The organism is Rhodococcus artemisiae (assembly GCF_036327795.1).
Taxonomy (GTDB): domain Bacteria; phylum Actinomycetota; class Actinomycetes; order Mycobacteriales; family Mycobacteriaceae; genus Rhodococcus; species Rhodococcus artemisiae.
In genome coordinates this window covers 136,003-162,335 of the sequence record NZ_JAUTXY010000008.1, presented here as the reverse complement: position 1 = coordinate 162,335, position 26,333 = coordinate 136,003, and the positions used below count along the sequence as shown (strand labels likewise).

Here is a 26,333-nt window from a genome sequence, read left to right as displayed (position 1 = left end):
TCAGCGTCACATGCCGCATCCATAAAATCAAGCACGCATGATTGTTTTGTGGGAAGTGATCATCTCACCCCTGCCACTGTCAGACTCCGTAGCCGCCGTCCACATCGAGCTTCTGACCGGTGATGAACCCGGCCTTCTCCGACGCGAGGAACAGCACCGCCTCGGCGATATCGATGGCCGTCCCGAATCTGCGTAGGGGGATGTCGGCCTTGGCCACGTCGAGGGCGTGGTCGTCGAGCTCGCCCGAGGAGATGAGTCGATCGGCCATCCCGTCGACCAGCATGCCCGGCCCGACGCAGTTGAAGCGGACTCCGAAGCGCCCTTCCTCTGCGGCGAATCCGCGTATGAGCGACTCGACCGCGGCCTTCGGACCCGCGGACAGCCCATCGCGCACCGGGTAGCGGGTCGTCGCCGCCGTCGTCACCGCGACGACAGATCCGGACGATCGACGGAGCTCGGGCAGCGCCGCGAAGATCAGATTGAAAAAGGCCTTCGCCTCGGCATCGACGGCCGCGCCGAACCGAGCAGGCGACACCACCGACAGGTGCACCATCGGAATATGCGGTCCCGCACTGTGCACGATCGTGTCGAATCCGCCGAAACTCTCCGTCGCGGAGCCGACCCACCGGGCAGTCGCGTCCGGATCTGTCAGATCCAGAGAGTCATATGCGACCGTCGCTCCGAGATCGGTGAGGTCTCCGGCCAGCCGCTCGGCGATCTGGGCCCGACTACGAAATGTGAAGGCGACGTCATACCCATCGGCAGCGAACGAGCGGCAGATCTCCGCGCCGATCCCACCCGTCCCGCCGGTCACCAGTACGGTCCTCCGAGGACTCTCGCCGTTCTCCATGCAGCATCCTCTCGATTGCGGTCGATGCGAGCTGCCGTGAACGTACCGACCGATCAGCGGGTATCGAGAGCGAGTCCCGCACAGCGGTCATTCCTGCCGGCAGTCCGGAACGGCCGCACGTCACGTTCCGGTGGTGCGGCCCCGAACTGGTCCGGCCTGCCGGGATCGGACGATCATGCGCAGGAGTTCGCCGGCGAGTCCCTCGAGCACGCGTGGAGGTCGCCACACCGCACGCAGTACCCGGGACAGGTCGAGTTCCTCGACCGCCACCACCCTCAATTGGCCCGTCTCGACATGGTCGGCGACGGCAAGGTTGCTGAGCACCGCGGGCCCGACGCCGCCGAGCGCACTCGTCCGCACCGCTGCGCCGCTGCCGAGTTCGAGCAGCGGGGCCGGTCGTGTGTACTCCTGCAGTGCGAGATCGAGTGTGCGGCGCGTGCCGGATCCCTCTTCACGGACCACCAACGGTGTTGCGGCGAGTTCGGCCACGGTGAGCGGTCGACGGCGACGCGCCCACGGATGACCCGGTGCCACCACGACGACCAGCTCGTCGCGCGCGACTTCCACACTCTGCAGGCCGGTGGGGACGCTGGGCCCTTCGACGAACCCGACGTCGCACCCCCCGGCCGCCGCGATGTCGCACACCTGCATCGAGTTGTGCACCTGCAGTTGGATCTGAACGTCATCATGGACCGCGCGGAACGCACCGAGCCATCGCGGGATCAGGTGTTCCGCGACGGTCATCGAGGACGCGACGACGAGTTCGGGATGATGTTCGGCGCTCAAGGCCGCAGCCGCGTCGAGCAGTCGGTGCGCGCCGGTGAGAACCTCCCTGGCCCAGTGCGCGACCACCGTGCCCTCCGGGGTGAGGACCGACCCGGACCGGCCGCGCTTCACGAGCACGGCACCCAATTGCTTCTCGAGACGCCGGACCGATCGCGTCGCATTCGGTTGTGCGATCCCCACCGTTCGGGCCGCTGCCCCGAGGCCTCCGTGGTCGTCGATGCCGACGAGAAGCTCCAGTGCTGCGAGATCCGGCCATTCGGTCATACAGGAACGATATGTCAGGGCTAGGCCTCTGAGGCAGAATGCGGGCATGTCGTCATTCGGTATCGACCAGGCCCGGGACGTCCTCGCCGCGCAACCGTTCAGCACGCTGATCGGCGCACGCCTGTCGGCCTACGGCCCGGACGGGGTGTCGCTCGAGATACCGCTGCGATCCGAACTGCTTCAGCAGTTCGGGTTCGCACACGGCGGAGTCCTGTCGTATGCAGCGGACAACGCGATCACGTTCGCCGCCGGCACCGCGCTCGGACCGTCGATCGTCACGACGGGCTTCACCATCGACTATCTGCGTCCCGCACAGGGCACTCTGCTGCGCGCCCACGCCCACGTCGTGGAATCCACGAAACGCCAAGGACTGTGCCGATGCGAGATCGTCGTGGTCGCAGAGGACGGCTCCGAGAAGGTGTGCGCGGCGGCCCAGGGCGGCGCCCGGCTGATCGAGGTTTCACGCTGAGAGCAGTATCAGGGCCAGAGCACAACTCCCGAGCGCTGCAACAGTGCCGGCGAGCAGCAGGTTGCGCCACAGAAAATAGGTGCCGCTGCCGCGCTCCATTGCGCGCACTCGCGCGTGGTGCCCTTCCCGCGCGGTGAACAACAGCACCAGCACCGGCACCAGGCACACCAGCCCGATCGTCGCCACCACTGGCCCCGGCCCCGGAGCCAGTCGCATGAAACCCAGGATGATCGCACCGAGGACGACCTCCGTGCGCAGCCACGCGAGGGAACTGCGTTCGGGCTGAAGGCCTGGATCATCATGCCGCACGCGCGATCACACCACGATCGCCACGGCCAGAACGATCCCGGCAACTGCCAGCAACCCGGCGAGCAGATACGCGATCCAGGGGAACGGCAATGCCAGGCCCGAGCGCATCGCGCTCTCCACGCGGATCCAGCGCATCACCGCGGCCACGACGAGCACGACGGCGAACACCAGCAACACGCACGTGAGCACCGTGCGCAGAACCGGATCGATGACTTCGCCGGCGAAGGTTTCGAGCGCCACTGCCGCGGCAATGAGGCCGAGAGCGGTCCGAATCCACGCGAGAAAGGTGCGTTCGTTGGCCAGTGTGAACCGCGGGTCCGGATCGATACCCTCGCGCAGGGCCCGCGGCCTTCGGTTTCGTCGTATCGGTCTCACACGGCGGACTCTAGCCGGTTCCGGTTCACCCAACCTCGCGGCGACCCTTCAGCCGACGACCACATCCGTGCCACGCATCTGCGCGGGACGCGACTTCAACGGTTTCTGAGCGGGCCCTGCCACCGGGACCCCGTCGAGCGCGAATTTGCTGCCGTGACATCGGCAGACGATCAGGTCGTCCTCGACGTCGGTGATGTTGCACCCCTGATGGGTGCAGATGGCGACGAACGCGTGGAAATCGCCTGCCGTCGGCTGGGTGACGACGAGCCGCTTCCCTTCCAGGAACACACCACTGCCGACGGGCACGTCGGCCGCGGCGGCGACGACCTCCGCGTCCGGTCCGGGCGGCACGGTCGTGGTCGCGACGGTCTCCGACACCGGCGCCTGCGACGTCGACGCGCCGCACGCGGTCAGCGCCCCTGCCGCCACGGCGGTACCTGCGCTCGACAATACGGCTCGCCGGGACATCGGGGCGAGGTCGCTACTCATTCACACTGTCCGTTCCGATCGCTGACATGTCCCGGCTCAGGGTAGTCTCGCAACCGCGACGGGGCCGCGACGTGCGTCACGGCCCCGTCCACCTCGTACACGACTCAGTGCATCGAGACAGCCGTCGGATCGGTCGGCTGCGCCGACTTCGTGCGCGGCAGGAACGCCGCGGGAATCAACGCAACCACCATGACGAGCATCGCCACCAGGAAGGTGTCCCCGAAGGCATCGGCGAGTGAACCGAGGACGCTCTGTTGCACCTCCGGCGGGAGCTGCGCGAGCATCTCTGCGTCGGGCTGACCGGTCGTTCCTTCCGGTGCCCCCTCGGGAGCGATGATCCGGCTGGTGAGGATCACGGACATCGTGGCCGTACCGATCGACCCCGCCGCCTGCTGAACGATGTTCATCAACGTCGAACCACGCGCGATGCTGTGATCGGTGAGCGTCTGCAAGGCCGCTGTCATCGTCGGCATCATGGTGCAGCCCATTCCCATACCCATGACGAACAGTGCCCCGAGCAGGAGCGGGTAGCCGGTGTCGACGCCGACCTGCGTGAACACCGACATACCCGCGATGATGAGCACGAGGCCGACGAGCACGATCTTGCCCGGCCCGATGCGGTCGACGAGCTGTCCGGCGATGGGCATCGTGAGCATCGCACCGAGGCCCTGCGGAGCGAGCAGGAGTCCGGCCATGAGTGTGGTTTCACCGTGCACCTGCAAGAAGTAGCTCGGGAACAGCAGTCCGGCACCGAAGAAGCCGATCGCGAACACCGTCATGGTGAGCACCGCGAAGGTGAGCTGCCGGTTCTTGAACAACCTCAGGTCGATGAGCGGATGGTCGGTGCGTACCGCGTGGTACACGAACGCGGCGATGAGCGCGACCCCGACGATGCCGGGGACGAGGACCCGAGCCGACGCGGCCGTGCCGGTCTCCGGCAGCGACGACACACCGAAGAGGAACAGCGCAAGGCCCGGCGACAACAACAGCATGCCGACGAAGTCGAACGATTCGGACTTCTTCGGCGAATCCTTCGGGAGCACGACGAAGGCCGTGATCAGCGCGACGGCACCGATCGGGAGGTTGATGAGGAAGATCCAGTGCCAGCTCGCCACGTCGATGAGCCAGCCACCGAGGATGGGGCCGCCGATGGGACCGAGGAGCATCGGGATACCGAGGACCGCCATGACGCGACCGACGCGCTGTGGCCCCGCTGCCCGCGTCATGATCGTCATGCCCAGGGGCATGAGCATGCCGCCGCCGAAGCCCTGGAGGACGCGGAATCCGATCAGCGAGGTGACATCCCACGCGAGGCTGCACAGAACCGAGCCGGCCACGAACAGAACGAGAGCGGTGAGGTAGAGGCGCTTGGTACCGAACCGATCGGCCGCCCATCCAGTGAGAGGAATCACACTGGCAAGGGCGAGGGTGTAGCCGGTCATCGTCCATGCGACCGTCGCGTAGCTCGCCTGGAATTCCGACATGAAGGTCGGAAGCGCGACGGAGACGACGGTGACGTCGAGGATCGACATGATGGCACCGAGCACCACCACCGACGCAATTTTCAGGACTGCAGCGTCGAGTTTCGTGTCCGAGGCCGAAGAACCTGCAGGTGGCGCTGTCATGGGCTACTCCGATGAATGCAAAGGCTTCCGCCTGACGGGATTCGAGGTGGCAGGCCCGCGCGAGAGAGCGCCGGTGGTCGTGGCAGATACCGGAACGCGTGCGCACCGTTTGCCAATCTTAACGACGATGCGCCAACGCGCCCAACGGATTTATCGCCGCACGGCTCCGATCAGGGGAAGGCGACGACGGCGACGACCGAGTTCGACGAGCGCCGCCCGGTTCGTGATCTTGATGCGGGGGCGATCGCTCGCGCGGCCGGCGGCGCGTTCCGCAGCGTCGATGGCCCGCCACCCGTCGAGGTCGACGCGGTCGGGACGCCGAGCGGCCAGAAGTTTCCCGAGACTCCGACGGTCACCCTTCGGCTGCGTCAGCCGTCCGGAGTCGAAATCGGCCAGCAGCGCGGCCACGGTCTCCTTTGCGCACCCCTTGTTGGTGCCGATGACGCCGCTCGGTCCACGTTTGATCCAACCCGTGACGTAGACGCCGGTCTCGACTCGGCCCTCGGTATTGGGGACGACAGCGCGCCGGTCGTCGAACGGCAGACCGGGAACGGGCACGCCCCGATAGCCGATCGACCGGAGCACGAGGCCGGCATCCACATCGTCGACGTCGTCCGTCGCCAGCGCCACGAGCGCACCCTCGGAGTTCTCGACCAGCTCGGTACGCGCGACACGGATGCCGTCCACGCGGTTCTCACCGAGCACCTCGTCCGGGACGGCGTGGTAGCGGAAGACGATGCGTCGATTGCCCTCCCGCACCTCGCGCGCCGCGTACTCGCGTGCGAGCTGCACGCGCATCGCCACGGCGGGATCGCCCGCGACGGCACGTTCGCTGGCCTCGTCGAGATCCAGGTCGGATTCGTCGATGACGACGTCCACCCCCGACAGGTCGCCGAGCGCGAGGAATTCGGGGTTGCTGTACGCGGCTTGCGCGGGCCCTCGACGACCGAGGAGGACGACCTCGCGGATCTTGCTGTGCCGCAGCGCCTCCAGTGCGTGGTCGGCGATGTCGGTGTGCGCGAGCTCGTCGACGTCCATCGTGAGGATGCGGGCGACATCGATCGCGACGTTGCCGTTGCCGACTATGACGGCGCGCTCGCCCGACAGATCGAAGGTGCGGTCCGCGTAGTCGGGGTGGCCGTTGTACCAGGCGACGAACTCGGTGGCGGCGTGGCTCCCCGCGAGATCTTCGCCCGGAATGCCGAGACGACGGTCGGAGGAGGCGCCCACCGCGTATACCACCGCGTGGTGGTGGTCGAGCAGTTCCGCGTGGGTGAGGTCACGACCGATCTCGGTGTCGAGGTGCAGCGCGAAGGCTTCGCGGCGGAAGGACCACTCGAACGACTCGGTGACGGACTTCGTGCCGGGATGGTCGGGCGCGACGCCGGCGCGGACCAGACCGAACGGTGTCGGCAGCCGATCGAACATCTCGACCTCGACATCGGATCGCTCGAGCAGTTCCTGCGCCGCGTAACAGGCTGCGGGGCCCGCGCCGACGACGGCGACCCGCAACGTTCCGCGATCCCGCGGCGCAGCCGGTGTCGGCACGAGAGGATTCCAGCCGTCCGGCATGGGGTGCGTCCGATAGTAGTCGGCGTTGATCTCGAGGAAGCGGGCCTGGGAGGGTTCGAGCTTGTCGTCCGGAAGGATCGCTTCGACCGGGCAGGCGTCGGCGCACGCACCGCAGTCGATGCAGGTCTGCGGATCGATATGCAGCATCTCGGCCGCCCCGAACTCACGCTCTTCGGGGGTCGGATGAATGCAATTGACCGGGCAGACGGCGACGCAACTCGCGTCGTTGCAGCACGTCTGGGTGATGACGTAGGCCATGGCGATGTCCTCCGGTGCGGGCTCGGCAACCAAGTTTCATGTAACACTCAGTAACATTTACTTAGACTGTAGCCGCGCATTCGTGTGCTCCGCAAGGTGCTACGGGATGCGCGGGCAGCGGGAAGTCGACGTCGGCGTTCCGGTTCGGGCATGCAGCCCCTACGGTGGAACAATGACCCGCACCCTGATCTTGCTGCGCCACGGGAAGTCCGCGTATCCGGACGACGTGGACGATCACGAGCGCCCCCTCTCTCCACGCGGCCGACGAGAAGCAGGTCTCGCCGGTCGATGGATACGAGCCAACCTGCCTGAGATCGACGCAGTGCTGTGCTCCGACGCGACACGCACGCGCAAGACCCTCGCCGAAGCGACGATCGACGCACCCGTCGACTACCGCGCGGCACTCTACGGAGCCACTCCCGCAGGCGTCATCGCGGAGATCGGCTCGGTGGACCCGAATGTTCACACTCTGCTCGTGGTCGGGCACGAGCCGTCACTGTCCGAGACGGCATTGAGCCTGGCCACCGACCACAGCAGCGACATCGCCCACCAACTCTCCGAGAAGTTTCCGACCTCAGCGCTCGCGGTCCTCACCGTTCGAGGCAGCTGGGACGACCTCGAGCCGGGCCGTGCCGAACTCACCGACTTTCACATCGCGCGCTGAGCGGCGCATTCAAAACAGCGCGCTGAGCGGCGCATTCAAAACAGCGCGCTGAGCGGCGCATTCACGACAGCGCGCTGAGCGGCACTTCCCTACGACATACCTCGGAAACCACAAAGGTCCCGCCCTGAAGAGAGAGGGCGGGACCTTTGTGACTACGGCAGCGAGCTACCGGTAGTCGTTGGAGTAACCGTAGTCATCCAGAGGCACTGCAGCACCGGTGTTCTGGCCGAAGCCGTCCGGCGAGTAGTACTGATCGTCGTACGCCGGGATGGCGTATGCGGCAGCACGAGCCTCCTCGGTCGGCTGAACCTGGATGTTCCGGTACTTGTTGATGCCGGTACCGGCCGGGATCAGCTTGCCGATGATCACGTTCTCCTTGAGACCGATCAGCTTGTCCGAGCGGCAGTTGATGGCCGCATCGGTCAGCACGCGAGTGGTCTCCTGGAACGAGGCCGCCGACAGCCACGAGTCGGTGGCCAGCGATGCCTTCGTGATGCCCATGAGGACGGGGCGACCGGCGGCCGGCTCGCCACCTTCCTGGACCACACGACGGTTGGCAGCCTCGAACTCGCTGCGCTCGACGAGCGAACCGGGCAGGAACTCCGTCGAGCCCGAATCGATGATCGTCACGCGACGCAGCATCTGACGCACGATCGTCTCGATGTGCTTGTCGTGAATCGACACGCCCTGACTCCGGTAGACCTCCTGGACCTCGTGGACCAAGTGGATCTGAACCTGGCGGGGACCCATCACGCGCAGCACCTCGTGCGGATCGGCAGCACCTTCGAGGAGCTGCTGACCGACATCCACGTGGTCGCCGTCGCCCAGGACACCCTCGGTGCCGTCGGCCTTGCGGATCACGTGCAGACGCTGACGCTTCGACAGCTTGTCGTAGACGACCTCTTCGCCACCGTCGTCGGGGATGATCGTGATCTTGTAGAAACGATCGTCGTCCTCGAGGCGGATACGTCCGGAGACGTCGGCGATCGGAGCCTTGCCCTTCGGGACGCGGGCCTCGAACAGCTCCTGGACACGCGGGAGACCGCCGGTGATGTCCTCACCGACACCACCCTGGTGGAACGTACGCATCGTCAGCTGCGTACCGGGCTCACCGATCGACTGAGCGGCGACGATACCGACGGCCTCGCCGATGTCGACGAGCTTGCCCGTCGCCATCGATCGGCCGTAGCAGGTCGCGCAGACACCGGTGCCGGTGTCGCAGGTGAGGACCGAGCGGACCTTGACCTTCTGGATACCGGCCTCGAGGAGGGCCTCGATCGCGGGATCGCCGAGGTCGGAGCCGCGCTCGACGACGACGTTGCCGGCGGCGTCGATTGCGTCCGTCGCCAGCGTGCGGGCGTACGTGCTCGTCTCGATATGAGCGTCGCGAACCAGCTTGCCGGTCTCGTTGCCCTGTGCGTCGCGCTCGGGTTCGGCGATGACCATCTCGATGCCACGCGGCGTGCCACAGTCGACCTCGCGGACGATGACGTCCTGCGAGACGTCCACCAGACGACGGGTCAGGTAACCCGAGTCGGCGGTACGCAGAGCGGTATCGGCCAGACCCTTACGCGCACCGTGAGTGTTGATGAAGTACTCGGCGACGGTCAGGCCCTCACGGAACGAGGACTTGATCGGGCGAGGAATGAACTCGCCCTTCGGGTTCGTCACCAGGCCCTTCATACCCGCCAGCGAGCGGATCTGGGTCATGTTGCCCGCAGCGCCGGACTTCACGATCGTCGGGATCGGGTTGTCGTCCGGGTAGTGCGCCTCCATGACCTGGCCGACCTCTTCGGTCGCTTCCTGCCACAGCTTGACGAGCGAATCGCGACGCTCGTCCTCGGACAGCTTGCCTCGGTCGTACTGCCGCTGGATCGAGTCGGCCTGACCCTCGTAACGCTCGAGGATCTCCTTCTTCTCCGGCGGAACCAGAACGTCCGACATCGCGATGGTGACACCCGAACGCGTGGCCCAGTAGAAGCCTGCGTCCTTGAGCTTGTCGACGGTCTGTGCGACGACGATCATCGGGTAGCGCTCGGCGAGATCGTTGATGATCCCGGCCTGACGCTTCTTCGGCATGATGTCGTTGACGAAGCCGTAGTTCACGGGCAGCAGCTCGTTGAACATCACGCGACCGAGGGTGGTCTCGGCGAGCCACTCCTCGCCGTAGCGCCAGCCTTCTGGGAACAGCTCGTTCTCGATCTCGCGCGGCGGACGCTGCTGGGACAGCCGCACCCGGATGGGGGCCTGCACCGAGAGCACACCGCGGTCGACGGCCATGATGGCCTCGGACGGCGACGAGTACACACCCTGCTCCGGCTCGTCGGCCGAGGCAGGCTTGTACGCACCCACCGCGTCCTCGACGAGGCGGGTCAAGTGGTACAGACCCGTCACCATGTCCAGACGCGGCATAGCGAGCGGACGGCCCGATGCCGGCGACAGGATGTTGTTCGACGACAGCATCAGGATGCGTGCCTCGGCCTGAGCCTCTGCCGACAGCGGCAGGTGAACGGCCATCTGGTCACCGTCGAAGTCGGCGTTGAAGGCCTCACACACGAGCGGGTGCAGCTGGATGGCCTTACCCTCGACGAGCTGCGGCTCGAACGCCTGGATGCCGAGACGGTGCAGCGTAGGTGCACGGTTCAGCAGCACCGGGTGCTCGTTGATGACCTCTTCGAGGACGTCCCACACCTGCGGGCGCTGACGCTCGACCATGCGCTTGGCCGACTTGATGTTCTGCGCGTGGTTCAGGTCCACGAGACGCTTCATCACGAACGGCTTGAACAGCTCGAGAGCCATGAGCTTCGGCAGACCGCACTGGTGCAGCTTGAGCTGCGGGCCGACGACGATGACCGAACGGCCCGAGTAGTCGACGCGCTTACCGAGCAGGTTCTGACGGAAACGACCCTGCTTGCCCTTGAGCAGGTCGGACAGCGACTTGAGTGGGCGGTTGCCCGGACCCGTCACCGGCCGGCCGCGACGACCGTTGTCGAACAACGCGTCGACGGACTCCTGGAGCATCCGCTTCTCGTTGTTGACGATGATCTCGGGAGCACCGAGGTCGATCAGCCGCTTGAGGCGGTTGTTCCGGTTGATGACACGGCGGTACAGGTCGTTGAGATCGGAGGTCGCGAAGCGGCCACCGTCGAGCTGCACCATCGGACGCAGCTCCGGCGGGATCACCGGAACAGCGTCGAGGACCATGCCCATCGGCGAGTTGCCGGACTGCGCGAACGCCGCCACGACCTTGAGACGCTTGAGCGCGCGGAGCTTCTTCTGTCCCTTGCCGCTGCGGATGATCTCGCGCAGCAGCTCGGCCTCGGCGTCGATGTCGAAGGTCTCGATGAGCTTCTGGATCGCCTCTGCACCCATCGCGCCGGTGAAGTACTCACCGTAACGGTCCTGCAACTCGCGGTAGATCAGCTCGTCGACGATCAGCTGCTTGGGAGCGAGCTTCGTGAAGGTCGTCCAGATCTCGTCGAGACGATCGAGCTCACGCTGAGCGCGGTCGCGCAGCTGACGCATCTCGCGCTCGCCGCCGTCCTTGACCTTGCGGCGGACATCCGACTTCGCGCCTTCGGCCTCGAGCTCGGCCAGGTCGGCTTCGAGCTTCTGCGCGCGGGCCTCGAGGTCGGCGTCGCGCTGATCGGCGACACCCTTCTTCTCGACCTCCATCTCGGCCTCGAGCGTCGACAGCTCGTTGTGACGGAGCTCGTCGTCGACCGACGTGATGACGTACGCAGCGAAGTAGATGATCTTCTCGAGATCCTTCGGAGCGAGGTCGAGCAGGTAGCCGAGACGGCTCGGCACGCCCTTGAAGTACCAGATGTGTGTGACGGGCGCGGCCAGTTCGATGTGGCCCATCCGCTCGCGGCGCACCTTGGCGCGGGTCACCTCGACGCCGCAGCGCTCGCAGATGATGCCCTTGAAGCGGACACGCTTGTACTTGCCGCAGTAGCACTCCCAGTCCCGCGTGGGGCCGAAGATCTTCTCGCAGAAGAGGCCGTCCTTCTCGGGCTTGAGTGTGCGGTAGTTGATGGTCTCCGGCTTCTTGACCTCGCCGTACGACCAATTACGGATGTCGGCCGCAGTGGCCAGACCGATCCGGAGTTCATCGAAGAAGTTGACGTCGAGCACGTAACTTCCTTTCCCCTGTGCGGGCTTTGTTGCTGCTAGTTGTCGCTATCGCTGCCGGGGCCCGATGCGGTACGCGCCCGGTGTACTCGGTGGCGTACCGCATCGGTTCGGCTCCTAGTTCGCGAGGTCGTCGACCGTGGCCGACTCGTTGCGGGAAAGGTTGATGCCCAGATTGGCTGCTGCCCGCTCCAGGTCCTCGTCGTCGCTGTCTGCCATTGCAATTGCAGCGCCGTCGCTGGACAGCACCTCCACGTTGAGGCAGAGGGACTGGAGTTCCTTCAGGAGCACCTTGAACGACTCCGGGATGCCGGGCTCGGGGATGTTCTCACCCTTGACGATCGCCTCGTACACCTTCACGCGACCCACGACGTCGTCGGACTTGATGGTGAGCAGCTCCTGCAGCGTGTATGCGGCACCGTAGGCCTGCATGGCCCAGCACTCCATCTCACCGAAGCGCTGACCACCGAACTGGGCCTTACCACCGAGAGGCTGCTGCGTGATCATCGAGTACGGACCCGTCGAACGCGCGTGGATCTTGTCGTCGACCAAGTGGTGCAGCTTGATGATGTACATGTAGCCGACCGCCACCGGGTACGGGAACGGCTCGCCCGAACGACCGTCGAACAGCGTCGCCTTGCCGTCGGGGCCGACCATGACCTCGCCGTCGCGGTTCGGCAGCGTCGACGACAGCAGACCCGTGAGCTCCTCTTCGCGAGCACCGTCGAACACCGGCGTTGCGATGTTCGAGTCGGACTCGGCAGCGAGCATCTCCTCGGGCAGGTTCTGTGCCCAGTCGGGGCGCGACCCGTCATCGGCGATCTGCACGTTCCAACCGGCCTTGCCGATCCAGCCGAGGTGAGTCTCGAGGATCTGGCCGATGTTCATACGACGCGGAACACCGTGCGTGTTCAGGATGATGTCGATGGGCGTGCCGTCGGGCAGGAACGGCATGTCCTCCTGCGGGAGGATCTTGCCGATGACGCCCTTGTTGCCGTGGCGGCCGGCGAGCTTGTCGCCGTCCTGGATCTTGCGCTTCTGCGCCACGTACACGCGGACGAGCTCGTTGACGCCCGGAGGCAGATCGTCGTCGTCCTCGCGGGAGAACACGCGGACCCCGATGACCTTGCCGGTCTCGCCGTGAGGAACCTTGAGCGACGTGTCGCGGACCTCGCGAGCCTTCTCACCGAAGATCGCTCGGAGGAGCCGCTCCTCCGGGGTGAGCTCGGTCTCGCCCTTGGGAGTGACCTTGCCGACCAGGATGTCGCCGTCGCGGACCTCGGCACCGATACGAACGATGCCTCGCTCGTCGAGGTCTGCCAGGACCTCGTCGGAGACGTTCGGGATATCGCGAGTGATCTCCTCGGCACCGAGCTTGGTGTCGCGGGCATCGATCTCGTGCTCCTCGATGTGGATCGAGGTCAGGACGTCCTCTTCCACGAGGCGCTGCGACAGGATGATCGCGTCCTCGTAGTTGTGGCCTTCCCACGGCATGATCGCGAGGAGCAAGTTCTTGCCCAGCGCCATCTCACCGTTCTCGGTGCAGGGGCCGTCGGCCAGAACCTGGCCGGCCTCGACACGCTGACCCTCGTCGATGATCGGGCGCTGGTTCGAGCAGGTGCCCTGGTTCGACCGGTCGAACTTGCGCAGACGGTAGGTTCGGCGGGTGCCGTCGTCGGCCATCACCGTGATGAAGTCGGCCGACACCTCCTCGACCACACCGGGCTTCTCGGTGACGATGACGTCGCCGGCGTCCACTGCTGCACGCAGCTCCATGCCGGTACCGACGACCGGAGCCTCGCTGCGGATCAGCGGTACAGCCTGACGCTGCATGTTTGCGCCCATGAGGGCACGGTTGGCGTCGTCGTGCTCGAGGAACGGGATCATGGCCGTCGCGACGGACACCATCTGGCGCGGCGAGACGTCCATGTACTCGACGGCGTCGGCGCCGACGTACTCGATCTCCGCGCCCTTCTTACGGACGAGCACGCGATCCTCGGCGAACGTGTTGTCCGCTGCGATCGGCGAGTTCGCCTGCGCGATGAGGAAGCGGTCTTCTTCGTCTGCCGTGAGGTAGTCGACCTGGTCGGTGACGACACCGTCGACGACCCGGCGGTACGGGGTCTCGATGAAACCGAACGGGTTGACCCGCGCGTACACCGACAGCGAACCGATCAGGCCGATGTTCGGGCCTTCAGGGGTCTCGATCGGGCACATGCGGCCGTAGTGCGACGGGTGAACGTCACGGACCTCGAGGCCGGCACGCTCACGCGACAGACCGCCGGGGCCGAGTGCCGAAAGGCGACGCTTGTGCGTCAGACCCGACAGCGGGTTGTTCTGGTCCATGAACTGCGACAGCTGCGAAGTTCCGAAGAACTCCTTGATCGCGGCCACGACCGGACGGATGTTGATCAGGGTCTGCGGCGTGATCGCCTCGACGTCCTGAGTCGTCATGCGCTCACGAACGACGCGCTCCATGCGGGACAGGCCCACGCGGATCTGGTTCTGAATGAGCTCGCCGACGGTGCGCAGGCGGCGGTTGCCGAAGTGGTCGATGTCGTCGACCTCGACCGGAACCTCGACGCCCTCCGGAGCGGTCATCCAATTCTCGCCCGCGTGCAGACGCACGAGGTATTCGATGGTCGCGACGATGTCTTCCTCGGTGAGGGTCGACGCTTCGATCGGCTGGCCGGTGTTCAGCCCCAGCTTCTTGTTGATCTTGTAACGACCCACGCGCGCCAAGTCGTAGCGCTTGTCCTTGAAGAAGAGGTTCTCGAGGAGCGTCTGTGCGCTCTCCTTCGTCGGCGGCTCGCCCGGACGAAGCTTGCGGTAGATGTCGAGGAGCGCCTCGTCGGTCCCGGCGGTGTTGTCCTTCTCGAGCGTGGACATCATGATCTCGGAGAAGCCGAAGCGCTCCACGATCTGTTCGGTGGACCAACCGAGCGCCTTGAGCAGCACGGTAACGGGCTGACGGCGCTTGCGGTCGATGCGCACACCGACGGTGTCGCGCTTGTCGACGTCGAACTCGAGCCATGCACCGCGACCGGGGATGACCTTGACGCTGTGCAGGTCCTTCTCGGTGCTCTTGTCGACGGACTTGTCGAAGTACACACCGGGCGAACGCACGAGCTGCGACACGACGACACGCTCGGTGCCGTTGATGATGAAGGTGCCCTTGCCGGTCATCATCGGGAAGTCACCCATGAAGACCGTCTGGCTCTTGATCTCGCCGGTGTTGTTGTTGATGAACTCGGCGGTGACGAACAGCGGAGCCGCGTACGTCATGTCCTTGTCCTTGCACTCCTCGACGGAGGCCTTGACCTCGTCGAAGCGCGGGTCGGAGAAGGAGAGGGACATCGAGCCCGAGAAGTCCTCGATCGGCGAAAGCTCGGCGAGGATCTCTTCGAGACCACCGGCGACGCTGCCGTCACCGCGATCAGCAGCCTTCGCGCGCCAGCGCTCCGACCCGATCAACCATTCGAAGGAATCTGTCTGTAGATCGAGGAGCCCGGGAACTTCGAGTGGTTCGCGAATTTTCGCGAACGAAACCCTCTTCGGGGCTCCGGGGATTCCGGCAACTGCCTTGGTCTGGCTAGAGACTGCCAAGATGCGTCCTTCCAGCACCTCACGCGGGTCGCTCCAACCGGTGCGACCGCCGCTGTACCTGCTTCTTCATGTGGGGCGTTTCGGCTGGTCGCAACCCGAACTGAAACCCCACCGAAGAATCCGATGAAGTCGCTCTCGACGAACGATTCACGGGCTCACAGGTCGAGGTGTGGACAGGAGGCAGCCAGCGCAAAGAACCAACTTACACCGAACACACGAAAATGTCCACAGGGGTGCCTCAAAGAAACCTCGAGGCGACGTCACGGAGTCGGTATCGCACAGGCGTACCGATAGAGTGACGTCTCCCGCCGTTCTCGTCAAGAGTCATCGGTCCCCGGTGTCACACCCGCAACGCGACCACCGGCCTGGCACGACAGGCCTACTGATCACGGATCTCCGAGACCAGCCAGCGGCCATCCGCCTTCTCCATCCGCACCAGCAACGGCGCCGCCGCACTTCCCTGCGCCACTCCGTCACCGGTCGCGCTGACGTTGATGTACGCAGCGACCTCGGCGTGGGACTCATCGATCATCCGTGCGCCGATATGCGCCACATTCACTTCCGTCACGGTACGGGTCTGTACTGCGGCGTCCTTGGTGACCTGCGCGGTCGAGTCGAATTCCGCGCGGCGTTCGTCTGTGAGCAGTTCGCGGATCTCGGCGAAATCCTCGTCGATCGTCTCGAAGTTGTACCCGTGCATCGCCTCGATCGCGTGCGTGGCAGCGTCGGTCACCGCAACGGTCGCTCCCTGGTCGACCCACGCGATATTGCTGTCCGACGCTCCGGGTCGAAGGGCCGCTACTACCGCGAGCGCACCCAGCACCACGGCGACCACTGCCACCGCGAGTACCGGCATCCAACTCGATCCCGATCTTGTCACCTCAACGGCTTGGGAGGGCAGGTCGGTCCGGAGCGAGGGCTCGCCCGGTCCCGGGACGGATGTCGCTTCAGGATCGGCCGATTCGGCCTCGGACTTCTCCTCCGGCGCGGCCGTCGCAGGGGGCTCGGCCTTCTCGTTCGCGACCGGCTCCGCCCTCTCGACCGGCTCGGCGTTCTCGTCGACGCCTCCCGACCGACCGGAGTCGACCGCACTGTCAGAGCCCTCGGCTGCCGGGCCGGGCGCACCGACCGCGTCGCCCTGATCGACCTGATCGGACTCACTACTCGGAGAAACCGGGCTCGGTGTGACCGGACCGGTGGTCGACTCGGTCCGACGGGATCCGCCGGCGATCTTCGGTCGACGGCGCGGCGGCCCGGGGTTGCGGCGCTGCGGTGGCACTAGACGTTCTCCTTCGTCGGCTCGCTACTGCTGCTGTTCGAGCCGTCACTGCTGATCGAAAAGTTGTTGCAGGTCACGGTGTCGCAACACCCTCTGGTACAGATTCTGCGGGCCCAGGTTCGACGGGCACAGCTTCGGCAGGCGCATCACCTTCCGGCGCCGGCTGTGCACCCGGGACCAGGCCCTCCTCCATCCCGACCGACCCGAGCGGCTCGATCGTCACCGCTTTCCAGACGTCGCCGTCCTTCGCCATCGAGGCGTTCAGCGAGACCTTGTTGACGGTGAAGTACTCGGGGGTGGTCGTGCGTACCGCGAGCACGACGAGCGCTTTCGCCTGATCGTCATCGGTGTTCAGTTCGGTCAACGATCCGAAGAGCACCTCCGCCGACATGCTGGTGCCGGTCGCGGCGACCTGGTCGCGGATCTGTTGCTCGGTCGCGGCGAGATCGTTGCGCAACGCATCACCGGTGATCGAGGAGCGCATGTTGTCGAGGGAGGAATCGACATTCTGCGCATCGACACTGTTGAGGTTGATCGCCGCCTGGAACGCGCCGGCCAACGCGGCATCGCGCGTGTCGGCCACCGAGCGATCGACGATCAGTGCCTTCGCCCAGCCGAATCCGAACCACGCGACGGCCACGAGGGCGACCACCGCCAATGCGCTCACGATCGACAGGGCGACGGTTCTTGCTCTCACTCCAATAACCTACTCACTGCTCACTTCGGGGTGACTCCGAGAAGCGGCGCCAACTGCGTCGCCACCGGATTCAGATTGAGCTTGTCGGGGTCCTTCTTCGGCGTGAAATCCCACGGCTGGATCGTCGCAGGATCGGCGAACACGATCCGGTTCGCGCTGCGCACGCCGGTCACGCTTCCTTGCGGCGCCTCACACGAAGCCTCCGTGTTGAACGGGAAGTCCTGCGCGTGATCATCGAAGTTCGGGTTCTCCGCACGCATCTGCTCGATGATCTCGTGGGTTCCCTCGTATCCGAGCGTGCACGACGGCGGGTTGTTCGTCTCCAGCACGATGCCCTGCCTCACCGTACCGTCGCCCGGGGCGACGGTTCCGGCGCTGGCCGCCACAGCAGGAAGGAACGCCAGCAGCGGTTGCAGTGCAATCGCCTGAGGTGCGAGGGTCTCGCCGAGCGCGGCGAGGTTGGTCAGGTTCGCAGTCAGTCCCGGACCCGAATCGGCGATCAGCCGGTTCAGCTCATCGCTCGCGGAGGTTCCGGTCTCGATGAGCCGGCGGATGTCGGGGTCGCTGTCGCGCAGTTGCGCGGTGATGAGGTCGAGATCGGAGCTGAATTGCATGATCGCGGACGACTGCTCGGACTGGGTGTCGAGCACGGTCCGGCTGTCGCGGATCAACGTGACGGTCTGCGGCAGGTATTCGACACCCGAGTCACTGAGCTGTGCGAGCGAATCGACGAGTACCTGCAGTTCGTCGCCGCGGCCGTCGAAGGCATCGCCGAGTTCGGTGACCACCGTGTGCAGCGCATCCGTCGGAATCGACCGTGTCAGTTCGTTGGTGCTCACCAGCAGGTCTTCGACGGGCACCGGAAGGTCGTCGGCCGTCGATTCGATCACCGAACCGTCGACGAGGTACGGACCTTCGTCGGTGGGTGGCCGCAGATCGACGTACTGCTCGCCGATCGCCGATCGGTTCGCGACCACGGCCCGAGCCGACGCAGGAATCTTCGGCGCGCCGTCATCGAGTTTCAGTTCGACGTCGATGCCGTCGCTGGTCAGCGAGAGGGTGCCCACCCGGCCGACAGGGACACCTCGGTAGGTGACTTCCGCATTCTTGAATACACCACCCGAACTGGGGAATCGGGCGTTGACGGTGTATTGGCCGAAGCCCATGAGATTGTCCAGCCGGACGTAGCGGGCGCCGACGTACACCACGCCGAGCAGCGCGATGACGACGAATGCCACGAGCTGAATCCTCACCAGCCGCGATCTCATCGGCCACCCCCGATTCCGAGCTGATCCATCAGACCCTCCAGCGGATCGGGCGGCGGGGGCGGTGCGGGCGCACGCTGTGAGCCGGCCTCACCGATGCCGGGAATTTCGATGCCCTCGGGCAGCGCGACACCTTCGGGAAGGGTCAGGAGATCGGGGAACGTCGGAGCGGGCAGGACCGGTAGCAACGACACCGTCGGCCACCCCACGTGCGGTCCGTTTCCGTCGTAGTACGGATTGGACGGGTCGACGACAGGCTTCGGATTTCCGAACTTCGGCTGCCGGTACACAGGCTCTCCCTGTCCCACACCGAGCGAGGCGAGCGCGTCGCCGATCTGCAGGTCGACGATGAGGAACAGGTTCATGGATCCGCCGACGATGATGTCCTCGACGCTGTCCGGGAACGGCACCGTCGGGACGAACGCCAGGGACTGCACGAGATCATCTCCCGACGCCGCGAGCGCCTGAAGAGTCGGACGCAGCGCGAGCAGGTCGGCGATGAGATCGTCCTTGGACTGATCGAGAATATCCGTGCCGACCGTTCCCAGCCGATCGAGCTGCACCAGGAGTTGTGTGAGCTCCGGTCGCTGTTGCTCGAGCACCTCTGTCGCCACCGGAAGGTCGTCGAGGATCGCGGCGACCTGATCGTTCTGAGCTGCGACCCGTTCGGACAGCGCGTCGAGTCCATCGATCGCGCGGGTGATGTCCTCTCGTTGCTGATCGAGTCCGGTGATGAGGGATTCGGCCTCCTCGATGAGGCTGCGCGTGGTGCCCTCGCGACCGTCGAATGCCGTCGACAACTCTTCGATCACCGGGGCGAGCTGACCGACACCGCCACCGTTGAGCAGCAACGACAGGGCTCCGAGCACCGGTTCGATCTCCGTCGCGTGCCGTGTCCGTTCGAGGGGAATGGTGGCGCCGTCCACGAGTTCGCCCGTCGCAGGCTCGTCCGACGGCGGCGCGAGCTGCACGAACTTCTCGCCCAGCAGACTGCTCTGCTCGACGACAGCGAACGTGTTGGCGGGCAGGTCCGCCGCCGAGTTGAGGACGATCTCGACGTCAGCGGTCCACCCCTCCCCCGCCACGTTGATCGATTGGACGCGGCCCATCGGCACGCCGTCGACCTTGACGGTCGACTGCGGCACCAGATCGAGGACATCGTCGAATTCGATGCTGACGCGGATCGGATCGTCGCCGAGATCGGCGCCGCCGGGCAGCGGAACATCATAGATGCCACCGCAACCCGAGATCGTCACCGCGACGACACATGCCCCCACACCGACGAGCGCCGAACGCGGCAGGCTCGTCCGTCCATGAGCCACCGTGCGCCTCACTGGCCGCCTCCCTCTCCGCTCACGTCCAGCCGCGGCGACACGACTCCCGGTACCGTGCCCGGGACGACCTGCCGCTGGATGTTCTCACCGCTCATGATCCCGAACGGCAGGATCAGATCCGGTGACCTGGTGTCCTCGGTGATCTGTCCCATGATGTCGCCGCAGCGGTCGATCACAGGCTGCATCTGCCGTCCCAGCGCTTCGAATTCGGGATCGCCGGGCATCAGCTGGCCCACGTCGATGAGCTTGCAGAGGACCGCGGCGGGATCCTCCAGATCCGGCAGGACCAGGCGCGACGACAACGAGCCCGATTCCGCGTCGTACGAGTTGACGAGGTTGCTCACTGCGAGCGGCAGCAGCGTCAGGGAATCCACGAGGGACTGACGATTGTTCGCCAGGTTCTCCGTGACAGGAACCAAGGCGTCGACGTTGTCCTTGACCGCGTCCTGGTTGTCGCGCACGAACGTGGTGACGTCCCCGAGGGTCAGGGAGAGCTGCTCGAGGGCTTCACCGAGGTTCTGGCGTTCCCCGGCGAGGAAGCCGGACAAGTCGGCGAGCTGAGTGTTGAACTGCCGTACCTGCTGATCGTTGGCCGCGAGTGCACTCACGAAGATCTGCAGGTTCTCTATGGTTCCGAAGAGGTCACCGCGCGATTCGTTGAGCGTGCGTGCGGCAGCGGACAACTCGTCGATGCTCTGGCCGAGAGCCGCACCGTTGCCTTCGAGGTTCTCGGCTCCGACCTCCACGAAATCGGTCAGCGCACCGTTGGCGTTCGCGCCCTCCGGCCCGAGTGCCCGGGCCAGTTCGTCGATGCTCGCATACAGTTCGTCGACCTCGACGGGAGTAGCCGTGCGTTCGAGATCGATGACGGCGCCGTCGCCCATCGTCTCGCCACCGGAGTATGCGGGGGTGAGCTGAACATAACGGTCGGCGACCACGGAAGGCGTGATCTGCACTGCCCTGGCGTCTGCCGGGATGTCCACCCCGCGATCGACGCGTAGGTCGACCTTGACGAGCTCTCCCTGAGGTTCGACCGAGGTGACGCTGCCGACCTGGACACCGAGAACCCGGACGTCGGATCCTTCGTAGATGCCGACGGCCTTGTCGAAATATGCAGTGACCGTCGTCGTTCCGGCACGGGTGAACACCCACCACAACGCGCCTACGACCACGAGCGCCGCAGCCACTGCGAGAGCAATGAGCGCAATGCGCCCGCGACCGCCCTGTTTCGGGGAATCGGCGTTTTCTGCGTGTGCCATCAGTTCCCCTCTCCCAGGGTGCGACCCGGCTCGCGGTATCCCGGAATCTCGGGCAGACCCGGCGGCGTGAGATTCACGACCACCTGGTCGAACCAGCGCCCGTTGCCGACGACGTTGGCATACAGACGCACGAACGGCTCATACAGCTTCATGGCCCTGTCGAGGTTGTCGTTGTTGTCCTGCAGGATCTGTACGACCCCCCGCAGGTTCTCGAGGGCAGGACCGATCTGTTCCTGGTTCTCGACCACCAGCGCCGAGAGCTCGGTCGAGAGCCGCTTCGTCCCGTCGAGCAGCTGTGAGATGGCCTGCTGACGGTTGTTGAGCTCGGTGATCAGCAGAGCTCCGTCGCTGAGGAGACGATTGAACTCGGTGTTCCGGTCGGCAAGGATCTGCGACACGTTGCCCGTTGCTTCGAGGAGCCGCTTGAGTTCCTTGTCGCGGCTCGCGATCGTCTCCGACAACCTGCTCACGCCGTCTAGTGACGCGCGGATGTCGTCGGGGGTCTCGGAGAACGCGCTTGCCAGGGTCTCGAAACTCGTTGCGAGCTGGTCGGAGTCGATGTCGCCGAGCGTCGTGGCCGCAGACGAGAACGCCTCGATCACATCGTACGGCGAGACCGTGCGGTCCAGCGGAATCCGGTCGTCCGGGTCGAGGACCTCGGCGCCACTCGGGTTCAGCGCGAGGTACTTCTGTCCCAGGATCGTCTTGATCTGGATCGAGGCCGAGGTGTTGTCGCCGACCCACGCGTCCTGAACCCGGAAGGACACGACGACGCGATCACCTTCGAGTTCGACGGCGCTGACGGTGCCGACCTTGACGCCGGCGATGCGGACCTCGTTGGTGGGCTTGAGCCCTGCAGCCTCGCTGAACTCGGCCTTGTACGTCGCCCCGGCACCGATGATCGGCAGCGAATCGAGGAAGAATGCGGACAGTGTCGCCAGCAGAATCACGACGATGCCCAGGGCACCGGCGGCTGCCGGACTGCGGCGTTTACTCATCGTCCCTGCAACTCCTGCATCCCCTCCTGCGTGCATCGCTGCGCCGCATTCGTATAGATGGGCTGGTTCACGGTGGGTAGCCCTGTGGGGAGGTTCAGGTAGGGCACCGAGCCGGGCCCGGCGATGATGTCGATACCGCACAGGTAGAACTGGAACCACGACCCGTAGCTGGCGACACGGCCGAGTTTCTCGAGTTTGACGGGCAGGTTGGCGAGCACATCGTTCACCTCACCGCTGTTCGCGTTGAGATTGCCGGTCAGCTCGTCCAGCGCGGTGATCGACTGGGTGACCGACGAGCGGGTCGGCTCCAGCACGTCCGCCACCGCATCGGTCAGGCCCGCGAGGGACTGCACCGACGAACCCACCGTGTCGCGATCCGCGGCGAGACCACTGACGAGCGCCTGGGTGTTCACCAGCAGCGAGTCGAGTTGTTCGTCGCGCTCGTCGATCGTGGTGAGGACGGTGTTCAGGTTGTCGATGACAGCACCGATCACCGCGTCCTTGTCGGCGATCGTGTTCGTCAGGCTTGCAGTGCTGCGCACGAGATCGTCGATCGTTCCCGTTTCGCCTTGGAAAACCTGGATGATCTGGAACGACAGCTTGTTGACGTCGTCGGCGCTGAGCGTCTGGAACAGCGGGCGGAATCCGTCGAACAGCGTTGTGAGGTTGACGGCCGGCCTCGTCCGTTCGATGGGGATGGTCTCCCCTTCCGTCATGCGCAGACCCTGGTCTCCCTCCCCCTGTCCCAGCGCGATGTAGCGCTGACCGACCAGATTGCGGAAACGCAGGGCTGCAGTCGATGTCGCAGGAAGCCAGTCGCGCTGATCGACCGAGAACGTCACGCGGGCCTCGCGTTCGTTGACGATCGCGATGTCGTCGACCTGCCCGACCTTGACGCCGGCGATGCGCACGTCGTCGCCCTCGTTGAGTGAGGTCACGTCGGAGAACACGGCGTGGAACTTCGTTCCTCCTCGTCCTCCGACGCTCGCGATGGTGGCAGCGAGTACACCGGTCGCGAGGATGGTGACCACGGCGAACACGATCAGTTTGATCAGTGGTGCAGCGAGACCTCTCACTGGAAGCTCACCTCCGTGCCACGAAGTGCGGGGGCACCCAGCCGTGTCGTCCACGCCGGGACGTCCTGCGGTGCAATTCCGGTGGCCTGGCCGTAGATCACGTCGAGGGTGTCCTGCTCGGCACGCGAGCCTTCGTACGAGACCGGGGTCGCGGAGTCGGACCCGGAAAGTCCGATGATGGCGCTCACGTCGTCGGGCACGCCCGAGCCTTCAGGAGCAGGGAACATCGGGATCGATTCGGGGCCCCGGTTACGGGAGGGCACCTGGTAGGAACCATCGTTGATCGAACCACCTGGGTACTGCGGGAAATGCCTGCCCGGCTCGGTCACCTGGTCGTAGCAGGCGGGACCGCGGGTGTCGAGCAGACGCGGTTCGTCCTGATTCGGCAGGTAGCGCCCCTTGGGGTTGGTGAACTGGATGTTCGCGCGCGCGGCGGGGAACGGGTCGTCGGCGGCGAGCAGTTCCACCGCGGCGGGCTTGGCTTCGGCGAAACCCCGGAACGTGCACTGGAACGACGGCGAGTACCGAGCGAGCAACTGCAATGCTTCCTTGGAATCTGCGGCGATGCTGATCAGGGAGTTCGCGTTGGTCTGCAGGAAATCTGCGGTCGACGCGGATGCACTGGTCGCGCTGGCCAGCAGGGTCTGGATCTGGTTCTGCTCCTCGACGATGGTCGTGCCGGTGGTCCGGAGGTTGTCGAGTGCGTTGATGAGATCCGGAGCCGCCTCGGAGTAGGTCTGAGTGAAATCGGCGAGTCCGCGCAGGTCTTCCTGCAGAGTCGGTAGTTCCACGTTGACCTCTCGGAAAATCCGCTCGAGGTTGTCGACTGTCCGGCCCAGGGTCTCACCTCGACCACTGAGTCCCTGGGCGAGTGCACCGAGGGTGTTCGCGAGGTCCTGCGGTGGAATCGCCTGCAGCAGCGGGAGCAGGCCGTCGAGCACCTCGCCGAGCTCGGCGGTCTTCTCGCTGGTGTCCTGCACGAGGACGTCACCGGCCTGCAGCGAACGGCCGGGGTCGTCGGGGATGATCAGCGACACGTACCGCTCACCGAAGAGCGTCTTCGGCAGGAGCTGACCCGTTGCGTCGGCCGGGATGAGATCGGCCTGGTCCGGGTCGATCGCGAGGTGCGCGGAGACCTGGCCGCCCGAGACGCTCGTCGACCGCACCTCCCCCACGATCACACCGCGCACCTTGACGTCGGCGTTCTTGGGCAGTGCGTTGCCGACGCTGTCGGTGAGCAGTTCGACCTCGACGACCTTCGTGAAGGTCTTGTTGTAGATCGCGATGGTGCCACCTACGAACAATGCGAGAACGAGGAAGAAGACCAGACCGAGCGTGCGCCGCCGCAAAGTCGATGTGTCGCTCATCCGGCCACCCTCACCGTCGTGCTCGTACCCCAGATCGCAAGACTCAGGAAGAAGTCGAGCACCGCGATGGTGACGATCGCGGTCCGGACCGCACGCCCGACGGCCACACCGACGCCCGCGGGTCCGCCGCTCGCGTGGAATCCGTAGTAGCAGTGGATGAGGATCAGTACGAACGCGAATACCAGCACTTTCGCGAACGAATAGAGCACGTCCTCCGGTGGGAGGAACAAGTTGAAATAGTGGTCGTACGATCCCGGCGACTGCCCGTTGAACAGGGTGCTGATCACCCGTGTCATGAGATACGCGGCGAGCAGGCCGACGATGTAGAGGGGAATGACCGCGACGAAGCCGGCGATCATCCGGGTGGTCACGAGGAACGGCATCGACGGGACGGCCATCACCTCGAGGGCATCGATCTCCTCGCTGATCCGCATCGCACCGAGCTGGGCCGTGAAACCACAGCCCACGGTCGCCGACAATGCGAGTGCCGCGACGATCGGTGCGAGCTCACGAGTGTTGACGTAGGCCGACAGGAAGCCGGTGAGCACCGACGATCCGAGCTGTTCGAGAGCCGCATACCCCTGCAGGCCCACGACGACGCCGGTGAACCCGGACATCATCGCAATGACGCCGATGGTGCCGCCGATCACGGCCAGGGCACCGCTGCCGAAGGTGACCTCGGCGAGGAGCCGAAGCACTTCCTTGCGGTAGTGCGTGATCGTCCGCGGAATCCACCCGACGGCCCGCGCGTAGAACGACATCTGCTCGCCCGCGCGGTCGAGCATGTTCAGTGGTGCACGCAGCACTCTCCGGCCACGGATCAGAACGAGATCCCCGCGACCCTTGGCGATTGTCATCGGTTCAGGACCCCTTCGCCGGAACGACCTGCAGATACACCATCGTCAGGATCAGGTTTGCAAAGAACAGCAGCAGGAACGTGATGACGACGGTCTGGTTCACCGCTTCACCGACGCCCTTCGGCCCGGGCCCCGGGTTCAGTCCCTTGTACGACGCCACAACGCCGGCGATGACGCCGAAGACTGCGGCTTTGAGCTCCGCCACGTAGAGGTCGGGAAGCTGCGCCAGGGCGGAGAAGGACGCGAGGTACGCGCCAGGGGTTCCGTCCTGGAGGATGACGTTGAAGAAGTACCCGCCCGCGATACCGACGACCGAAACCAGTCCGTTCAGAAGCAGGGCCACCAGCACCATCGCGAGCACACGCGGCACCACCAGGCGCTGAATCGGGTCGATACCCAGCACTTTCATCGCGTCGATCTCCTCGCGGATGGTGCGAGATCCGAGATCGGCCGTGACCGCCGAACCCGCCGCACCCGCGATCAGCAACGCGGTCACGATCGGACTGCCCTGCTGGATCACTGCGAGCACACTCGCTGCACCGGTGAACGATTCCGCGCCGAGCTGCTTGATCAGCGACCCGGTCTGCAGCGACACGACAGCACCGAACGGGATCGCCACCAGCGCGGTGGGCAGGATCGTGACACTGGCGATGAACCAGGCCTGTTCGATGAATTCCCTGAACTGGAAGGGACGTCGGAAGGTGTTGCGGACGACGTCGACGAACAGCTCGAAGATGTTTCCGGCTTGGGTGAGCGCGCCGTGCACGGGGCGCACGAGCGAGGTACTTCCCCCCATCTAT

21 protein-coding genes are annotated in these 26,333 nt (G+C 65.4%); 2 read left to right on the top strand and 19 right to left on the bottom strand.

The window, feature by feature from the left end; genetic code table 11:
* Nucleotides 1-79: 79 nt before the first annotated feature.
* Nucleotides 80-850: an SDR family NAD(P)-dependent oxidoreductase gene (locus Q7514_RS18250; protein ID WP_330134677.1), complete on the bottom strand. Its 771-nt coding sequence runs from the start codon at nt 848-850 to the stop codon at nt 80-82.
* A gap of 120 nt (nt 851-970) precedes the next feature.
* Nucleotides 971-1,900 carry a LysR family transcriptional regulator gene (locus Q7514_RS18245; RefSeq protein WP_330134676.1) on the bottom strand — a complete coding sequence of 310 codons (930 nt, stop codon included), beginning with the start codon at nt 1,898-1,900 and terminating at the stop codon, nt 971-973.
* Between the two features lie 46 nt (nt 1,901-1,946).
* On the opposite strand from Q7514_RS18245, the gene Q7514_RS18240 reads away from it, so the two are divergent.
* The gene (locus tag Q7514_RS18240; protein WP_330134675.1) at nt 1,947-2,369 is read left to right on the top strand and encodes a PaaI family thioesterase; all 423 of its coding nucleotides are present in this window, start codon (nt 1,947-1,949) and stop codon (nt 2,367-2,369) included.
* Here Q7514_RS18240 and Q7514_RS18235 read toward each other — a convergent pair.
* The 5 genes from Q7514_RS18235 to Q7514_RS18215 all read right to left on the bottom strand — a co-directional run bounded on the left by Q7514_RS18235 (nt 2,361) and on the right by Q7514_RS18215 (nt 6,997).
* Entirely contained in the window at nt 2,361-2,678 is a 318-nt protein-coding gene (locus Q7514_RS18235; protein ID WP_330134674.1) for a DUF202 domain-containing protein, read from the bottom strand. The two genes, Q7514_RS18240 and Q7514_RS18235, sit on opposite strands and share 9 nt — an antisense overlap.
* A 6-nt stretch (nt 2,679-2,684) precedes the next feature.
* Nucleotides 2,685-3,053 (bottom strand): YidH family protein, encoded by a 369-nt coding sequence (locus tag Q7514_RS18230; RefSeq protein WP_330134673.1) that lies wholly within the window; start codon nt 3,051-3,053, stop codon nt 2,685-2,687.
* A 48-nt stretch (nt 3,054-3,101) separates the two neighbouring features.
* On the bottom strand, nt 3,102-3,542 hold the full coding sequence (locus Q7514_RS18225) for a Rieske (2Fe-2S) protein (protein WP_330134672.1): 441 nt from the start codon (nt 3,540-3,542) through the stop codon (nt 3,102-3,104).
* Between the two features lie 104 nt (nt 3,543-3,646).
* On the bottom strand, nt 3,647-5,167 hold the full coding sequence (locus Q7514_RS18220; protein ID WP_330134671.1) for a DHA2 family efflux MFS transporter permease subunit: 1,521 nt from the start codon (nt 5,165-5,167) through the stop codon (nt 3,647-3,649).
* Between the two features lie 150 nt (nt 5,168-5,317).
* Nucleotides 5,318-6,997 carry an FAD-dependent oxidoreductase gene (locus Q7514_RS18215; RefSeq protein WP_330134761.1) on the bottom strand — a complete coding sequence of 560 codons (1,680 nt, stop codon included), beginning with the start codon at nt 6,995-6,997 and terminating at the stop codon, nt 5,318-5,320.
* Nucleotides 6,998-7,169: 172 nt separating this feature from the next.
* Between Q7514_RS18215 and Q7514_RS18210 the strand changes: the two genes are divergently transcribed.
* Nucleotides 7,170-7,661, top strand: coding sequence for a SixA phosphatase family protein (locus Q7514_RS18210; RefSeq protein WP_330134670.1), 492 nt, complete (start codon nt 7,170-7,172; stop codon nt 7,659-7,661).
* 165 nt (nt 7,662-7,826) lie between these two features.
* On the opposite strand, the gene Q7514_RS18205 is transcribed toward Q7514_RS18210, so the two are convergent.
* The 12 genes from Q7514_RS18205 to Q7514_RS18150 form a co-directional block, all read right to left on the bottom strand.
* A complete protein-coding gene (locus Q7514_RS18205) occupies nt 7,827-11,798 on the bottom strand; it encodes a DNA-directed RNA polymerase subunit beta' (RefSeq protein ID WP_330134669.1) in 3,972 nt (1,323 codons plus the stop codon).
* A gap of 114 nt (nt 11,799-11,912) precedes the next feature.
* Nucleotides 11,913-15,419 carry a DNA-directed RNA polymerase subunit beta gene (rpoB, locus tag Q7514_RS18200; RefSeq protein WP_330134668.1) on the bottom strand — a complete coding sequence of 1,169 codons (3,507 nt, stop codon included), beginning with the start codon at nt 15,417-15,419 and terminating at the stop codon, nt 11,913-11,915.
* 361 nt (nt 15,420-15,780) lie between these two features.
* A complete protein-coding gene (locus Q7514_RS18195; protein WP_330134667.1) occupies nt 15,781-16,680 on the bottom strand; it encodes an ICP22 family protein in 900 nt (299 codons plus the stop codon).
* Nucleotides 16,681-16,753: 73 nt separating this feature from the next.
* Nucleotides 16,754-17,350, bottom strand: a complete 597-nt coding sequence (locus Q7514_RS18190) for a hypothetical protein (RefSeq protein WP_330134760.1) — start codon at nt 17,348-17,350, stop codon at nt 16,754-16,756.
* A gap of 47 nt (nt 17,351-17,397) precedes the next feature.
* Nucleotides 17,398-18,645: an MlaD family protein gene (locus Q7514_RS18185; RefSeq protein WP_330134666.1), complete on the bottom strand. Its 1,248-nt coding sequence runs from the start codon at nt 18,643-18,645 to the stop codon at nt 17,398-17,400.
* Nucleotides 18,642-19,943: an MCE family protein gene (locus Q7514_RS18180; RefSeq protein ID WP_330134759.1), complete on the bottom strand. Its 1,302-nt coding sequence runs from the start codon at nt 19,941-19,943 to the stop codon at nt 18,642-18,644. The genes Q7514_RS18185 and Q7514_RS18180 overlap by 4 nt, the downstream gene beginning before the upstream one ends.
* Before the next feature lie 29 nt (nt 19,944-19,972).
* Nucleotides 19,973-21,235 carry an MCE family protein gene (locus tag Q7514_RS18175; RefSeq protein ID WP_330134665.1) on the bottom strand — a complete coding sequence of 421 codons (1,263 nt, stop codon included), beginning with the start codon at nt 21,233-21,235 and terminating at the stop codon, nt 19,973-19,975.
* Nucleotides 21,235-22,233 (bottom strand): MCE family protein, encoded by a 999-nt coding sequence (locus Q7514_RS18170; protein ID WP_132471727.1) that lies wholly within the window; start codon nt 22,231-22,233, stop codon nt 21,235-21,237. The genes Q7514_RS18175 and Q7514_RS18170 overlap by 1 nt, the downstream gene beginning before the upstream one ends.
* On the bottom strand, nt 22,230-23,309 hold the full coding sequence (locus Q7514_RS18165; RefSeq protein WP_330134664.1) for an MCE family protein: 1,080 nt from the start codon (nt 23,307-23,309) through the stop codon (nt 22,230-22,232). The genes Q7514_RS18170 and Q7514_RS18165 overlap by 4 nt, the downstream gene beginning before the upstream one ends.
* Entirely contained in the window at nt 23,306-24,676 is a 1,371-nt protein-coding gene (locus Q7514_RS18160; protein WP_330134663.1) for an MCE family protein, read from the bottom strand. The genes Q7514_RS18165 and Q7514_RS18160 overlap by 4 nt, the downstream gene beginning before the upstream one ends.
* On the bottom strand, nt 24,673-25,533 hold the full coding sequence (locus Q7514_RS18155; protein WP_054713320.1) for an MlaE family ABC transporter permease: 861 nt from the start codon (nt 25,531-25,533) through the stop codon (nt 24,673-24,675). Before Q7514_RS18155 ends, Q7514_RS18160 begins: the two co-directional genes overlap by 4 nt.
* 4 nt (nt 25,534-25,537) lie before the next feature.
* Nucleotides 25,538-26,329: an MlaE family ABC transporter permease gene (locus tag Q7514_RS18150; protein ID WP_132471730.1), complete on the bottom strand. Its 792-nt coding sequence runs from the start codon at nt 26,327-26,329 to the stop codon at nt 25,538-25,540.
* Nucleotides 26,330-26,333 lie beyond the last annotated feature (4 nt).

Coding starts and splice junctions, on each gene's coding strand:
- Q7514_RS18250 (WP_330134677.1), bottom strand. CDS start 850: ATGGAGAACGGCGAGAGTCCTCGGAGGACCGTACTGGTGACCGGCGGG.
- Q7514_RS18245 (WP_330134676.1), bottom strand. CDS start 1,900: ATGACCGAATGGCCGGATCTCGCAGCACTGGAGCTTCTCGTCGGCATC.
- Q7514_RS18240 (WP_330134675.1), top strand. CDS start 1,947: ATGTCGTCATTCGGTATCGACCAGGCCCGGGACGTCCTCGCCGCGCAA.
- Q7514_RS18225 (WP_330134672.1), bottom strand. CDS start 3,542: ATGAGTAGCGACCTCGCCCCGATGTCCCGGCGAGCCGTATTGTCGAGC.
- Q7514_RS18220 (WP_330134671.1), bottom strand. CDS start 5,167: ATGACAGCGCCACCTGCAGGTTCTTCGGCCTCGGACACGAAACTCGAC.
- Q7514_RS18215 (WP_330134761.1), bottom strand. CDS start 6,997: ATGGCCTACGTCATCACCCAGACGTGCTGCAACGACGCGAGTTGCGTC.
- Q7514_RS18210 (WP_330134670.1), top strand. CDS start 7,170: ATGACCCGCACCCTGATCTTGCTGCGCCACGGGAAGTCCGCGTATCCG.
- Q7514_RS18185 (WP_330134666.1), bottom strand. CDS start 18,645: ATGAGATCGCGGCTGGTGAGGATTCAGCTCGTGGCATTCGTCGTCATC.
- Q7514_RS18175 (WP_330134665.1), bottom strand. CDS start 21,235: ATGGCACACGCAGAAAACGCCGATTCCCCGAAACAGGGCGGTCGCGGG.
- Q7514_RS18170 (WP_132471727.1), bottom strand. CDS start 22,233: ATGAGTAAACGCCGCAGTCCGGCAGCCGCCGGTGCCCTGGGCATCGTC.
- Q7514_RS18160 (WP_330134663.1), bottom strand. CDS start 24,676: ATGAGCGACACATCGACTTTGCGGCGGCGCACGCTCGGTCTGGTCTTC.
- Q7514_RS18155 (WP_054713320.1), bottom strand. CDS start 25,533: ATGACAATCGCCAAGGGTCGCGGGGATCTCGTTCTGATCCGTGGCCGG.
- Q7514_RS18150 (WP_132471730.1), bottom strand. CDS start 26,329: ATGGGGGGAAGTACCTCGCTCGTGCGCCCCGTGCACGGCGCGCTCACC.